12 protein-coding genes are annotated in these 13,607 nt (G+C 64.0%); 2 read left to right on the top strand and 10 right to left on the bottom strand.

Translation table 11 applies throughout. The features are described from left to right. Positions 1 to 9: 9 nt before the first annotated feature. The 4 genes from rsfS to deoC form a co-directional block, all read right to left on the bottom strand. Entirely contained in the window at positions 10 to 384 is a 375-nt protein-coding gene (gene rsfS / locus J1C49_RS00595) for a ribosome silencing factor (RefSeq protein ID WP_227443809.1), read from the bottom strand. A 314-nt stretch (positions 385 to 698) separates the two neighbouring features. Further along, positions 699 to 3,038 carry an aldehyde dehydrogenase family protein gene (locus J1C49_RS00600; protein ID WP_227443810.1) on the bottom strand — a complete coding sequence of 780 codons (2,340 nt, stop codon included), beginning with the start codon at positions 3,036 to 3,038 and terminating at the stop codon, positions 699 to 701. Continuing rightward, positions 3,035 to 3,337, bottom strand: coding sequence for a hypothetical protein (locus J1C49_RS00605; RefSeq protein WP_227443811.1), 303 nt, complete (start codon positions 3,335 to 3,337; stop codon positions 3,035 to 3,037). The genes J1C49_RS00600 and J1C49_RS00605 overlap by 4 nt, the downstream gene beginning before the upstream one ends. A gap of 8 nt (positions 3,338 to 3,345) precedes the next feature. Then, the gene (gene deoC, locus J1C49_RS00610) at positions 3,346 to 4,356 is read right to left on the bottom strand and encodes a deoxyribose-phosphate aldolase (protein ID WP_370639353.1); all 1,011 of its coding nucleotides are present in this window, start codon (positions 4,354 to 4,356) and stop codon (positions 3,346 to 3,348) included. A 239-nt stretch (positions 4,357 to 4,595) separates the two neighbouring features. On the opposite strand from deoC, the gene J1C49_RS00615 reads away from it, so the two are divergent. Continuing rightward, complete coding sequence (locus J1C49_RS00615; RefSeq protein WP_227443812.1) at positions 4,596 to 7,604, top strand: error-prone DNA polymerase; 3,009 nt, start codon at positions 4,596 to 4,598, stop codon at positions 7,602 to 7,604. On the opposite strand, the gene J1C49_RS00620 is transcribed toward J1C49_RS00615, so the two are convergent. Together J1C49_RS00620 and J1C49_RS00625 are read right to left on the bottom strand one after the other, a co-directional pair. Further along, positions 7,577 to 8,395 carry an alpha/beta fold hydrolase gene (locus tag J1C49_RS00620; protein WP_227443813.1) on the bottom strand — a complete coding sequence of 273 codons (819 nt, stop codon included), beginning with the start codon at positions 8,393 to 8,395 and terminating at the stop codon, positions 7,577 to 7,579. The genes J1C49_RS00615 and J1C49_RS00620 overlap by 28 nt on opposite strands. Further along, the gene (locus J1C49_RS00625) at positions 8,395 to 8,994 is read right to left on the bottom strand and encodes a 2-hydroxychromene-2-carboxylate isomerase (RefSeq protein ID WP_227443814.1); all 600 of its coding nucleotides are present in this window, start codon (positions 8,992 to 8,994) and stop codon (positions 8,395 to 8,397) included. The genes J1C49_RS00620 and J1C49_RS00625 overlap by 1 nt, the downstream gene beginning before the upstream one ends. Before the next feature lie 95 nt (positions 8,995 to 9,089). Between J1C49_RS00625 and J1C49_RS00630 the strand changes: the two genes are divergently transcribed. Beyond that, complete coding sequence (locus J1C49_RS00630; protein ID WP_227443815.1) at positions 9,090 to 10,100, top strand: ribose-phosphate pyrophosphokinase; 1,011 nt, start codon at positions 9,090 to 9,092, stop codon at positions 10,098 to 10,100. Here the strand turns inward: J1C49_RS00630 and J1C49_RS00635 are convergent. The 4 genes from J1C49_RS00635 to J1C49_RS00650 form a co-directional block, all read right to left on the bottom strand. Next, the gene (locus J1C49_RS00635; protein ID WP_227443817.1) at positions 10,097 to 10,507 is read right to left on the bottom strand and encodes a DUF1801 domain-containing protein; all 411 of its coding nucleotides are present in this window, start codon (positions 10,505 to 10,507) and stop codon (positions 10,097 to 10,099) included. The genes J1C49_RS00630 and J1C49_RS00635 overlap by 4 nt on opposite strands. Positions 10,508 to 10,762: 255 nt before the next feature. Then, complete coding sequence (locus J1C49_RS00640) at positions 10,763 to 11,197, bottom strand: F0F1 ATP synthase subunit epsilon (RefSeq protein WP_227443818.1); 435 nt, start codon at positions 11,195 to 11,197, stop codon at positions 10,763 to 10,765. Between the two features lie 78 nt (positions 11,198 to 11,275). After that, positions 11,276 to 12,700, bottom strand: coding sequence for a F0F1 ATP synthase subunit beta (gene atpD / locus J1C49_RS00645; protein WP_227443820.1), 1,425 nt, complete (start codon positions 12,698 to 12,700; stop codon positions 11,276 to 11,278). Between the two features lie 19 nt (positions 12,701 to 12,719). Further along, positions 12,720 to 13,601 carry a F0F1 ATP synthase subunit gamma gene (locus tag J1C49_RS00650; protein WP_227443821.1) on the bottom strand — a complete coding sequence of 294 codons (882 nt, stop codon included), beginning with the start codon at positions 13,599 to 13,601 and terminating at the stop codon, positions 12,720 to 12,722. Between the last annotated feature and the right edge of the window lie 6 nt (positions 13,602 to 13,607).

Raw genomic sequence — 13,607 nt, forward strand, 5'->3', positions numbered from 1 at the left:
CGCGCCGCGTTATTGCGGCACGGCCCCGACATGATCGCCAACCGGAAGCCACATCTTTTCAAGCTGGTAAAACTCGCGCACTTCCGGGCGGAAGATATGGATCACCACGTCACCGGCATCCACGAGAACCCAATCGCCGGTTCCCTTGCCTTCGGTCCGCGCAAGCACCCCATGCTCTTGCTTGAGGGTCTCCTCGATCTTGTCCGCGAGGGCCGCCACCTGTCGCGAGGAACGCCCGGAGCAGATGATCATGTGGTCGCACACGGATGACTTGCCCCGCAGATCGATCTGCACGACATCTTCGGCCTTGAGGTCTGAAAGAATGGTTTCAATGGCGGCAAGCACGGCTGCGCCATCTTGGGATTTCGGGGGCAGGCCCGTCATGGGCGTTCCCCGGTCAGCGGCTGTAGCCGCGTGAGCTGTCGAAGACAGGACATCGTCCTCCTTTTTTGCAAAGCGCCCGCTCATGGCGAACGCGACGATGCTCCATAAATAGCATCGGGCGGATCAAATCTCAATGATCGGGGTTTCGAAGACGCTCATAGCCACGGCACGCTGTCGCATTTATTGGCAGGACTAAGGCGCCCGGGCATCCGCGACGCGGCCATTTCACGCCATGCGCGCAGGCCCACTGTCTCTGCGACGAGGCCCCTGGGGCCTTACGCGCCATGGTGTCTCACCAACCAGCCCCGGCGGTCTTACGCGCCATAAGGCACCCACACGGTCTTGACCTCGGTTGCCGCATCCAGAAAGGCGCGCCCGTCGCCATCCGCGCCCATCCAGTCGCGTCCGGTCCCGTGTGTCACCCAACTCCGCTTCAGATTGCCCGCGGCGGCTTTTTCGATGACGCCTGACACGGGTGCCGAAGAAAACGACCAGATGGCGTCCACATCGAGATGGGCGGCAAGCGTCGGGGCAAGCTCCTCGTGGGAGCCGGTCAGGATGTTGACCACGCCACCCGGCACATCCGAGGTTTCGAGGACTTGATAGAAATCCGTCGCCGCCAGCGGAAAGGGCTCAGAGGCCACAAGCACGACGCGGTTGCCCATCGCAATGGCCGGGGCCATCACCGAGATCAGACCAAGCAGAGGGAACGGATCGGGGCACAGCGCACCGATTACACCGCAGGGTTCGCGCATCGCCAGCGCCACCGCCCGCATCGGTACGGAGCGGACATCGCCGTCAAACTTGTCTGCCCATGCACCATAGGTGAACAACCGGTCGACCGATGCCTGCACCTCGGCCATGCCACCGGATCCGCCCGTAAGGCGATCAATCCGTGCGGCAAACTCCGCTTCCCGGGCGGCGAGGTTCTCCGCGATGTAATACAGCACCTGCGCCCGGTTATGCGCGGTTGCCTTCGACCACGCGGATGCCCCGCGCGCCGCTTCGACCGCGTTGCGCACATCCTTGCGATTGGCGATCGGGGCCTGCCCGATCAGCACGCCCGTCGCGTCATGGATATCACGCGCATATCCGCCATCGGGCCGGGCCTGCTTGCCCCCGATATAGAGCTTCGCCGTCCGGTCTACAGCCTGCGGTTCACTGGTCTCGCCCTCGAACGGCGCGATGGCCGCTGCTGGCTCCGCCGCTTGCTCGGGCCTGGTATAGGCCATCAAGCCTTCCCAGCCGCCCTCGCGGCCAAAACCGGATTCGCGCAGGCCGCCAAAGCCTGCGGCCGCATCGAACATGTTTGTGCCGTTGACCCAGACCACACCAGCCACGAGACGGGGCGCGATATCGAGCGCCGTATTGATGTTTTCCGACCAGACCGACGCAGCCAGCCCGTAGCGCGTGTTGTTGGCAATCTGGATGGCCTCTTCGGGGGTGCGGAACGTGCTCGCCACGAGGACCGGGCCAAAAATCTCTTCCTGCATCAAGGGGGATGCCGGCTCCAATCCCGTGATAAGGGTCGGCGGAAAGAAACACCCCTCCACGGGGCCTGTGCCGGGCTGATATACCGTGCCATCGCTGCTCTCGACCAACCGGGCGATCCTGTCGCGCTGCTCTGGCGAGACGATTGCGCCGATATCGATACACTTGTCGAGCGGATCCCCCATGCGCAGCATGTCCATCCGCCGCCGGAGCTTGCTGTGAAACCGCTCGGCGATGCCTTCCTGCACCAGCAAGCGCGACCCTGCACAGCAGACCTGCCCACCGTTGAACCAGATCGCGTCGACAAGCCCTTCGATCGCACTGTCGATATCGGCGTCTTCCATGACGATATAGGGCGACTTGCCACCCAGCTCGAGCGTCAACGCAATACCGCGCCCCGCGGTCGCTTCACGGATCTTGCGGCCAACCTCGGTCGAACCGGTAAAGGCGATCTTGTCCACATCGGCTTCGACCAGCGCCGCACCAACGGCACCGTCACCCGTCACAATATTGACAACCCCTTTCGGAAGACCTGCCTGCCGGCACAGATCGGCAAACAGCAAGGCCGTCAGCGATGTCCATTCCGCCGGTTTGAGCACGACGGTATTGCCCATGGCCAGCGCTGGCGCGACCTTCCATGCCAGCATCAGAAGCGGGAAATTCCACGGGATGATCTGGCCGCAGACACCAAGAGCGGCGCGCCCCGGCAATTCGCGCTCCATGAGTTGCGCCATGCCGGCGTGATAATAGAAATGCCGTTGCGCAAGCGGGATGTCGATATCGCGGCTTTCGCGGATGGGCTTTCCGTTATCGAGCGTTTCGAGCACCGCGAACAGCCGCGCGTGTTTCTGCAAAAGCCGCGCAAGCGCATAAAGATAGCGCGCCCGTCCCGGACCGCCCAAGCCTGCCCAGCCCGGTTGCGCCGCGCGCGCGGCGGCCACGGCCAACGCTACCTCTTTTGGGCTGGCTTGACTGATCTCGGCGAGCACCTCGCCATTGGCCGGGTTCGCGCTCTCGAAGCGCTCTGTGCCGGGCGCGGTAAAGGCGCCGTCGATGAAATGGCCGAACCGCGAGCCCTGATCCACAAGCCACGCCAGCGCATCTTCGGACGATTCGGGCGCGGCGCCGTAGTCCATGGTCTCGAAAATCTCTTTGACGGTCATGAGACCTGCTCCCGTATGACAAGGAAAATGACATAGACCAGCCACAGGACAGCAGCCCCCCAGAGCACGCGCTGCACCCGGCCGACATGTCGATAGAGACGTGCGTAGTCCTGCATCTCCTCTGGCGTTCCGTCCGCTGGCGGCGCGTAATCGGGTTCCGGCCCGAGCATACGCTGCATCCGGGTCGGCAGATCGCGCACAGCCCGGCGCAGCTTGCGCCGCTTCCAGCTTTGGGCCCCCAGCCATAGCGCAAAGAACAGGCCGAACAGAAGGATGTAGGGGTTGTTCTGCATCGACATGCCCCGGCTCAGCTCATCGCATGACGCCACGACGCCGAGTATGCGCCGGTGACGTGATGCTCCAACTGCCGTTCGATATCGCCGAGCAGGGACGAGGCCCCGAACCGGAAGAGTTCCGGCCTGAGCCACGGATCGCCGAGCTCCTCCTTGATCAGAGCGAGGTAGGTCAGCGCATCCTTGGCCTTGGAGATGCCGCCTGCCGGCTTGTATCCGACGCGAATGCCGGTGCGATCCTCGTAGTCGCGGATCGCCCGGATCATGACGAGGCTCACGGGCAAGGTGGCATTCACGCTCTCCTTGCCGGTGGAGGTCTTGATGAAATCAGCGCCCGCCATCATGCAGACGAGAGAGGCGCGCGCCACATTGGTCAACGTGCCCAGCTCCCCGGTTGCGAGGATCGCCTTGACATGCGCATCCCCGCAAGCCGCCCGGAAGGCGCGCATCTCGTCGTAAAGCCCGTGCCAGTCGCCCATCAGAACCTTGCGCCGCGAAATGACGATATCGATCTCGGCCGCGCCCGCCTTGACGCTTTCCTCGATCTCCTGAACCCGCAGATACATGGGAGACAACCCGGCAGGAAACCCCGTGGACACCGCCGCCACCGGAATGCCGCTGCCATCCAGCGCAGCGACCGCAGTCTCGATCATGTCATGATAGACGCAGACCGCACCCGTGGTCAGGCCTTGCAGCCCGAGCGCTTCCAGAAGATCGGTGCGCACCGGATGGCGCGCCTTGGCGCATAAACGGCGCACCCGCCCCGGCGTGTCATCACCCGCCAGCGTGGTCAGGTCGATGCAGCTGATCGCACGCGCAAGCCAGGCGGCTTGATGCGATTTCTTCACGCTGCGCCGCCCCGGCAGGCTGGAGGCACGGCGTTCCACGGCAGAGCGGTTGACCCGCGCGCGCATCACCCAATCCATGTCAAGATCCATGCCCGGATTGCGGGTGCCATGCGGCATGGTTTGCGGCAATTGCGCAGGGGTGGTGCCGGTCTGACCGGTTTGCGTCTCGATTTCCATGGCGCTCTCCTCAAGGGGGAAACTCGCATGGCCCGGCGCGGATATGCAAGCAAACTCGGCCCGGGTGACGTGCCGTCCTGCCGGGCCCAATCCGGCGCATCAGCCCGTCGCGGGCCTGTCCCTGATGGCCGGCTCACCATACGGCGCGGCCCATTTGCCACCGGCGCGGCGTGCGAAGGACGCAGGACCCCGCTGGGAAGGACTCGAAAAAGAACAAATCATGAACTATAATCTGGGACATGTTTGCAGAGCTGTCGATCACGTCCAATTTCACCTTTCTCACCGGGGCCTCCCACCCCGAGGAGTACATGGAGCGTGCGGCGCTGATGGGGCTGAGCGCCATCGCCATCGCCGATACGAACTCGGTGGCCGGAATCGTGCGCGCCCACACCCGCGGGCGCGAGATTGCGCGCGATGTGGCCGAGCGCGATGCACTGGAGACCCGCGATGGCCCCATCGGCCCTCCCGCACCGCCCGGCTGCCCGGCACCGCCTTCTGCCGATATCCGCAATGTCCCGCGCTTGATCCCTGCGGCGCGGCTGGTCTTTGCGGAAGGGATCGAGATCACGGCATTGGCCGCCACGCGCGCGGGTTGGGCCCTGCTCTGCCGGCTGATTTCCAAAGGGCGTCTGCGCGCCGAAAAGGGCACATGCGACCTGTCCGTCAAGGACCTCCCGCCTGATCTGACAGGGCTCCGGTTGATCCTGCACCCGCCACAGGCACTCCGAAACACGCGCGGCGCGAGCGGATGGCGGACAGAGGCGGAACGGCTGACGCGCCGCTTCCCCGCATGCCTCCTCGCGCTGACGCCCGCCTATGATGGGCAGGACGCGGCACGCATGACCGCCCATGCGGATCTGGCGCGTGACCTCGGGCTCGATACCGTCGCCACCGCCTGCCCGATGATGCATCACGGCCGCCGCCGCCCCCTGGCCGATGTGCTCACGGCCATCCGCACCGGCAAGCGGGTCGACGACCTGGGCCGGGCGGCGCTGGCCAATGGTGAAAAACGGCTGCGGTCGGATGCCGAGATGCGTCGCCTTCTGGGCCCGGAGGCCGCCGCCGTCGACCGCGCACAGGCCCTTGCAGAGAGTTGCGTCTTCGATCTTCAGAGCCTGCGCTACGAATACCCGTCCGAGATCACCGATGGCGAAACGGCGCCACAGCGACTGTCGCGACTCGCCCATGACGGTCTGCGCTGGCGCTATCCGCAGGGCGCGCCGGAGCATGTGCAAAAACTGCTGGCGCATGAACTGGCGCTGATCGGCAAGCTGAAATACGAGCCCTATTTCCTCACCGTGCGCGACATCGTCGCCTTTGCCCGCTCCCGCGACATCCTGTGTCAGGGGCGCGGCTCGGCGGCCAATTCGGTGGTCTGCTACTGTCTCGGCGTCACCTCCGTCTCCCCGGAGATCGGCACGATGGTCTTTGAGCGCTTTGTATCGGAGGCCCGCGACGAACCACCGGATATCGACGTGGATTTCGAACATGAACGGCGCGAGGAGGTGATCCAGCATATCTACGAACGCTACGGGCGGCACCGCGCCGGGCTCTGTGCCACGGTCATCCATTATCGCGGCAAGCGCGCCGTGCGCGAGGTCGGCACCGCCATGGGCCTGAGCAAGGACACGATCGGCGCGCTGTCTTCACAGCTCTGGGGCTTTTTCTCCACCAACGGGCTGGAAGCCGAGCGCATGCGGGAGATCGGGCTCGATTCAACCGATCACCGTTTGCAACTCACCATGAAGCTGATCTTTGAGATCATCGGCTTCCCGCGCCACCTGTCCCAGCATGTGGGCGGCTTCATCATCACCGAAGGGCGGCTCGACGAACTGGTCCCGATCGAGAACGCCACGATGGAGGGCCGCACCGTCATCTGCTGGGACAAGGACGATATCGACAGCCTCGGCATCCTCAAGGTCGATGTGCTCTCGCTCGGGATGCTCACCTGCATCCGCAAGGCGTTTGACCTCATTGCCACGCATCACGGGGACCGCCACACGCTCGCGACGCTGCCGCCGGAGGATCCGCGCGTCTATGACATGCTGTGCCAGGCCGACAGCGTCGGGGTGTTTCAGGTCGAAAGCCGCGCGCAGATGAACTTCCTACCCCGTATGCGCCCGCGCTGTTTCTATGATCTGGTCATCGAGGTGGCGATCATCCGCCCCGGCCCGATCCAGGGCGACATGCTCCACCCCTATCTGCGCCGCCGCAATGGCGAGGAAGAGGTCTCCTTCCCTTCCGATGCGCTGGGGCAAGTGCTCGGCAAGACGCTGGGCGTGCCGCTGTTTCAGGAACAGGCCATGCAGATCGCCATAATCGGCGCGGGCTTCACCCCGGATCAGGCCGACCGGTTGCGCCGCGCGCTTGCCACCTTCAAGAAAAAGGGTCACGTGAGCGAGTTTCGCACGCTCTTCATGCGCGGCATGGCCCGCAATGGCTATGACGCCGAGTTTGCGGAGCGCTGCTTTGCCCAGATCGAGGGCTTCGGCTCCTACGGCTTTCCCGAAAGCCATGCGGCGAGTTTTGCGCTGCTGGTCTATGCCTCGGCGTGGATCAAACGGCACCATCCCGGCATCTTTGCCTGCGCACTTCTGAACTCCCAGCCGATGGGGTTCTACGCCCCGGCGCAGATCGTGCGCGACGCGCGCGAGCATGGCGTCACCGTTCGGCCGATCTGTATCAATGCGAGTTACTGGGACAACGTGATGGAACCCGACGGGCGCGGCGGGCTTGCCCTGCGTCTGGGGTTTCGCCAGATCAAGGGGCTCGGTGAGGATGATGCCCAATGGATCCCTGCCGCGCGCGGCAATGGCTATCAGTCGGTGCGCGATGTCTGGCGCCGCGCGGGACTGGCGCCGCCCTTGCTGGCCAAGCTGGCGGAGGCGGATGTCTTTGCCGGGCTGGGCCTGACCCGCCGCGATGCGCTGTGGGAATCCAAGGCCCTCTCCAACGGGCCGGAATTGCCGCTTTTCGCGCAGGATATCGACGGCGAGGCCATCGACGAGCCCGCCGCGCATCTGCCCGCCATGACGCTCGGCGAAGAGGTGGTCGAGGATTACGTCTCGACCCGGCTGACGCTCAAGGCGCATCCGGTGGCGCTGTTACGCCACATCCTCACGCCGGGCACACCGCCCATCCCGGGCGCACCGGCCGCCCGGCCGCCCTCCCGTGATGCGGCGGCGCAGCCTGCGCGACCGGCCCTGCCCGCCCCGGCCAGCTATGACAGAGACGCCCGGCGCGAGTGATCGAGCCCGCGTGCCACCGCTTGCGCCACGGCGTCGGGATGACTGGCAACACACATATGTCCCGCCCCGTCGATCACGACCTCCTCCGCGTTCGGCAACCGCGCCGCCAGCCCCGCATGGATGGCCGCGACGATGGGCACCGTTCCGGCGCCCCGGATCATCATCACCGGAGCCGCAATCCGTTCGAGCCCGCCCGGAGCCAGGATATCATGTATGTCGTCCCAAAGCGCTGAACGGCTGTTCAGGATAAAGGGCATATTTGCGATCATCATGGCCCGCGCCTGTGGCGTGAAACCGTCCCAGCGCGTGCCGTCGCCCCACCGGCGGTTGAAGGCGCGCGCCGCACCCTCCGCGTCGCCGGCCTCATGAAGCGCGGCAAACCCCTGCTCCGCCGCACGATGCGCCGCAAAATCCGGATCGTTGCGCGCCGCGGCAAAGAGCACCGGTTCCACAAGCGACAGGGAGAGGACCTTTTCGGGCGCCTCCACCGCGAGACGCAAAGCCACCGTTCCCCCAAAGCTGTGGCCGATCAGGTGCATGGGCCTATCAAAAAAGCTCCGCGCCATGTCTGTCGCCTGATCGTGCACATCGCGGCCCGGCGCCCATGGCCCCGATTTCCCGTGTCCCGGCAGATCCGGCACCGTCAGGGTCGCACGCTCTGCAAGACCGGCTGCCACGCCACGCCACATGGCCCCCCGCCCAAGCCCGCAATGCAGAACGAGCGCGGGCATCGCGCCCGCGCCCATTTCCTGCCAAGACGTCTCCGTGCCGCCCCGAAGCGCGTTTGGCATCAGAGCTCTCCCTTGAGATGCGCCTCCAGATCATCAAGCTTGTCCTGTCCCCAGAAGCTCTCGCCACTGTCAACCAAGTAGAACGGCGCGCCAAAGACACCCCGCTCGACGGCTTCTTCGAGATTGGCGGCGTAGGTCTCGGCCCCGACCAGAAGGCCGCTGTCGACAAGGCTCGGGTCAAAACCCGCGGCGGTCAGGCATTCGCGCACGACCGCGTCCTCGGCAATGTCCTTTTCTTCGGCCCAGCAGGCCCGCAAGATCCCGTGGCACAGCGCGCCAAGATCGCCGCCACCGGCTTTCTGCGCCGCGATGATCGCATAGGAGGACGGCGCCGGATTGGTCGGCCAATGCGCCGGCTTGAGGGTGAGCTCCATGCCAAGCTTGCGGGCCTGCCGGGGCAGGTCCTGCGCGCGGTAAGCCTGTCGCGACGGGTGCCGGTCCTTGGGGGGTGTGCCGCCCGTGCGTCCGAACAAGGCGACGATATCGAGAGGTTTGTAGGTGATCGTCGCACCGGTACGGGCCGCAACCTCCTCGAGCCGTGTGCCCGCCAGATAGGCAAAAGGCGAAAGCGTTGCGAAATAGTAATCGATATGGGCCATGTCGGTGCTGTCCTGTGCTGGTTCTGGCCGGAACCGTAGGGCCATGCTAAGCGGTCGGCAAGTTCACGAATCCGTCACACTCCCGGAGCCTTCCCATGCCAACCGTCATCGAACCCAAGCTGATTGCCGGCAATTCCAACCAACCACTGGCAAAAGCGATCGCGCGGCGCATGTCGCTCTACCGTGGCATGTCCGTCGGGCTGGTGGATGCACGGGTGGAACGTTTCAACGATCAGGAGATCTTTGTCGAAGTGTTCGAAAACGTGCGCGGGGAGGACATGTTCATCCTGCAGTCCACATCGAACCCCGCCAATGACAACCTGATGGAGCTTCTCATCATGGCGGATGCGCTGCGCCGGTCATCGGCCGCGCGGATCACCGCCGTGATCCCCTATTTCGGCTATGCCCGCCAGGATCGCCGCACCAAGGCGCGCACGCCGATCACCGCAAAGCTCGTGGCCAACATGGTTGCTGAATCCGGGATTGAGCGGGTTTTGACGATGGACCTGCACGCCGCGCAGATTCAGGGCTTTTTCGACATGCCCGTGGACAACCTCTATGCCTCTCCGATCTTCGCCATCGATATTCTGAACCAGTTTGCTGGCGCGCTTTCCGATGTGATGGTCGTATCTCCGGACGTGGGCGGCGTGGCGCGGGCGCGCGAATTGGCCAAGCGGATCAATGCGCCCCTCGCGATTGTCGACAAGCGCCGGGAGAAGCCGGGCGAGATCGCCGAGATGACCGTGATCGGCGATGTGACCGGCAAGAAATGCATCATTGTCGACGATATCTGCGACACGGCCGGCACGCTGTGCAAGGCTGCAGAAGTGCTGATGGAGCACGGCGCCACCGAGGTCCATGCCTATATTTCGCACGGGGTCATGTCTGGCCCGGCGGTGGATCGTGTGACAAATTCCGTGATGAAATCGCTGGTGCTCACGGACACGATCCAACCCACCGAGCCGGTAGCCAATGCCGCCAACATCCGCGTCTTGCCGACCGCGCCGCTTTTTGCGCAATCCATCCTGAACATCTGGAATGGCACTTCGGTTTCGTCTCTGTTCGAGACCGAGACACTCGGCCCGATTTACGAAGGCATTCTCTAGGATTTGAGGTGGTAGCGCAGCGCGCTCCGGATCACTTGGCGGAGCGCGTTCGGGTCTGGGTCTTGCCCGACGTCAAACAGAATGCCGCGCGTGCCCTCATATCGAAACAGATCTCCGAAGAGGGCCTGCGCGTCGAGAATCACGCGGCTTTGGCAAGGAACAAAAAGCGCGTAATCCGCGGTTTTGGGCACGCCAAGACGCAGGGTTGTGGCCGCCCTGGTCTTGGGGGTGATATAGGCGGGCTGCCCCCATTTGAGCGTTTCCTCGACCGGACCGATCTCGGGCATGTCAGCCGCCGTTTCAAAGATCATCGCGCGCAAAGCCTGTAAAGGCGCGCGGCTATGCGCCGGGAAGGCATCGAAGGCATTCTGAACCGGCACAGAGAAAGGTGGCGATGGCGCTCCCATGCGTGACGGTCTCCGTTGATCTGGCCTGCCCAGGATTTGGCGGCACGTTGCACGATAACACGAAACGGCGCGGATGCCGAACCCGTGGCGCGCTGCATCCGGTCACCCGAATGGCGTCGCGCGCCGTCTTTGATCGCGAAATTGACGCTCTGCGTCTTGCTGTTTGTGGTTTTGCGGCGAAGCTGCTTCGCCATGTGCCGAAACAGAAAAACCCCGCCATGCAGGCGGGGTTTCTGATACAGGCCGGCTGTGGGTTCAGAGGGACGGCTGTTTTGGGTCCAGACCGATATGCGTGCCCACGGCAACCATATCCTGAAGCAGCTTGACCGCGTCATCGACCGGGCCCGGCTCGTTCTTGAAGGTTTCCTTGGTCTGTTTGTATGCCTCGTGGGCCTCATCGACCAAAGCTTCATAGGTCGCCTGGTCCATGTCGGCGCGCGGCAGCGCCTTTTCCGCCAGAACCGACAATGTCTCACCGATCTCGGCGAAACCACCCGTGACCACGAACTCCTCGGTGCCGGTCTCGGTTTCCACGGTCAGGATACCGGGGCGCAGGGTCGTGATGGTCGGGGCATGATCGGGCATGGCCGTCATGTCACCATCCGCGCCAGGGATCTGAACCGACTTGGCCTTCGTCGACAGGAGCATGCGCTCAGGGCTGACGAGGTCGAATTGCATCATGTCTGCCATGTCAATCTCCTAGGGTTGGCTCCTCCGTCCCTGCGGGCGGCGTCGCGAGACCGCCCGCAGGGCGGAAGAGCATCTGGATCAGGCCGCTTCGGCTGCGAGCTTCTCGGCTTTCGCCTTCACCTCATCAATGCCGCCAACCATGTAGAAGGCCGCCTCGGGCAGGTGGTCGTATTCACCGGCCACAACCGCCTTGAAGGAGGAGATGGTGTCCTCGAGCGGAACCTGCACACCGTCAGAGCCGGTGAACACCTTCGCCACGTCGAACGGCTGGCTGAGGAAACGCTGGATCTTCCGTGCACGCGCAACGGTCAGCTTGTCCTCTTCCGACAGTTCGTCCATCCCGAGGATCGCGATGATATCCTGGAGCGACTTGTAACGCTGCAGGATCCCCTGAACGTCACGCGCCACCTGGTAGTGCTCTTCGCCAACGATCTGCGGGTCCATGAGGCGCGACGAGCTGTCGAGCGGGTCCACGGCCGGATAGATGCCCAGCTCGGAGATGGCACGCGACAGAACGGTCGTGGCATCGAGGTGCGCAAAGGTCGTTGCAGGCGCCGGGTCGGTGAGGTCGTCCGCAGGCACGTAAACGGCCTGGATCGACGTGATAGAACCGGATTTCGTGGAGGTGATGCGTTCCTGCATCGCGCCCATATCGGTCGCGAGCGTCGGCTGATAGCCCACAGCGGAAGGAATACGGCCAAGAAGGGCCGACACCTCGGAGCCCGCCTGCGTGAAGCGGAAGATGTTGTCCACGAAGAACAGAACGTCGGTCCCGGACTGGTCGCGGAACTGCTCGGCCAGGGTCAGACCGGTCAGCGCCACACGGGCACGCGCACCCGGAGGCTCGTTCATCTGGCCGTAGACCAGCGCCACCTGCGATTCCGACAGGTTGTCGGGCTTGATCACGTTGGATTCGATCATCTCGTGGTAGAGGTCGTTGCCTTCGCGGGTCCGCTCGCCAACACCGGCGAACACGGAGTAGCCCGAGTGCACCTTTGCGATGTTGTTGATCAGTTCCATGATGAGAACGGTCTTGCCCACGCCGGCACCGCCGAAGAGGCCGATCTTGCCGCCCTTGGAGTAGGGGGCCAGAAGGTCGATCACCTTGATGCCGGTGACGAGGATTTCGCTTTCGGTCGACTGCTCGGAGAACGCAGGCGCATCGGCGTGGATCGGGCGGAACTCGTCCGCCTCGATGGGCGCACCCTCGTCAACCGGCTCGCCGACGACGTTGAGGATCCGACCAAGGGTCGCGTTGCCCACAGGGATCGAGATCGGCGCGCCGGTGTCGGTCACGATCTGACCGCGCACGAGCCCTTCGGTCGCGTCCATCGCGATGCAACGCACCGTGTTCTCACCGAGGTGCTGCGACACTTCGAGGACGAGCTTCCGCCCGTTGTTTTCCGTGTTCAGCGCGTTCAGAATCTCGGGCAGGTGGTCGTCGAACTGCACGTCGACCACGGCGCCGATCACCTGAGTGACTTTGCCTTGTGCATTAGCCATGTTGATGTCTCCGGTTCTCTTAGAGCGCCTCGGCGCCCGAAATAATTTCGATCAGCTCGTTGGTGATCACGGCCTGACGTGAGCGGTTATACTCGATGGTCAGACGGTCGATCATGTCGCCAGCGTTGCGGGTCGCGTTATCCATTGCGGACATCCGCGCGCCCTGCTCCGACGCCCCGTTTTCGAGCAACGCGGCAAAGATCTGTGTTGCCACGCCACGCGGCAGAAGATCGGCGAGGATCGCCTCTTCGTCCGGCTCGTAATCATAGAGCGTCGTCGCCTCCTCGGCGCCCGCTTCGGGCGCGTCATAGGCGGCCGGGATGACCTGCAACGCGGTCGGGTCCTGGCTGATCACCGAGTTGAACTTGGCAAAGAAGATCGTTGCCACGTCGAACTCGCCCGCGTCGAACCGGCCAAGCACGTCGCGCGCGATATCCTGCGCGTTGCCGTAGCCGACCTTCTTGACCTCGCTCATGTCCACGTGACCGACGAAATGATCGCCATACTCGCGCTTGAGCTGTTCGCGGCCCTTCTTGCCGACGGTCAGGATTTTCACCGTCTTGCCGGTTGCCAGAAGCTCTTCGATCTTCACCCGGGCAAGCTTGACGATGTTGGAGTTGAATCCGCCGCACAAACCGCGCTCGGACGTCATCACCACAAGCAACTGCACCTGATCGGACCCCGTCCCGGCGAGAAGCCGGGGCGCGGATGCGCTGTCACCCACCGATGCGGCGAGCGAGGCCATGACCGCGTTGAAGCGCTCGGCATAGGGCCGGGCCTGCTCCGCCGCATCCTGGGCCCGCCGCAGTTTTGCGGCGGCCACCATTTGCATGGCCTTGGTGATCTTGCGGGTCGATTTGACCGACTCGATCCTGTTCTTCAGGTCCTTGAGACTGGGCATTGCCGC

The organism is Cognatishimia sp. F0-27 (assembly GCF_020667845.1).
Lineage (GTDB): Bacteria > Pseudomonadota > Alphaproteobacteria > Rhodobacterales > Rhodobacteraceae > JAFMPQ01.

Excerpts from the sequence above, each read along its gene's own strand:
- J1C49_RS00630 (WP_227443815.1), top strand. The coding sequence starts at position 9,090 with ATGCCAACCGTCATCGAACCCAAGCTGATTGCCGGCAATTCCAACCAA.
- J1C49_RS00635 (WP_227443817.1), bottom strand. The coding sequence starts at position 10,507 with ATGGGAGCGCCATCGCCACCTTTCTCTGTGCCGGTTCAGAATGCCTTC.
- J1C49_RS00620 (WP_227443813.1), bottom strand. The coding sequence starts at position 8,395 with ATGCCAAACGCGCTTCGGGGCGGCACGGAGACGTCTTGGCAGGAAATG.
- J1C49_RS00625 (WP_227443814.1), bottom strand. The coding sequence starts at position 8,994 with ATGGCCCATATCGATTACTATTTCGCAACGCTTTCGCCTTTTGCCTAT.
- J1C49_RS00650 (WP_227443821.1), bottom strand. The coding sequence starts at position 13,601 with ATGCCCAGTCTCAAGGACCTGAAGAACAGGATCGAGTCGGTCAAATCG.
- rsfS (WP_227443809.1), bottom strand. The coding sequence starts at position 384 with ATGACGGGCCTGCCCCCGAAATCCCAAGATGGCGCAGCCGTGCTTGCC.
- J1C49_RS00615 (WP_227443812.1), top strand. The coding sequence starts at position 4,596 with ATGTTTGCAGAGCTGTCGATCACGTCCAATTTCACCTTTCTCACCGGG.
- atpD (WP_227443820.1), bottom strand. The coding sequence starts at position 12,700 with ATGGCTAATGCACAAGGCAAAGTCACTCAGGTGATCGGCGCCGTGGTC.
- deoC (WP_370639353.1), bottom strand. The coding sequence starts at position 4,356 with ATGGAAATCGAGACGCAAACCGGTCAGACCGGCACCACCCCTGCGCAA.
- J1C49_RS00600 (WP_227443810.1), bottom strand. The coding sequence starts at position 3,038 with ATGACCGTCAAAGAGATTTTCGAGACCATGGACTACGGCGCCGCGCCC.
- J1C49_RS00640 (WP_227443818.1), bottom strand. The coding sequence starts at position 11,197 with ATGGCAGACATGATGCAATTCGACCTCGTCAGCCCTGAGCGCATGCTC.
- J1C49_RS00605 (WP_227443811.1), bottom strand. The coding sequence starts at position 3,337 with ATGTCGATGCAGAACAACCCCTACATCCTTCTGTTCGGCCTGTTCTTT.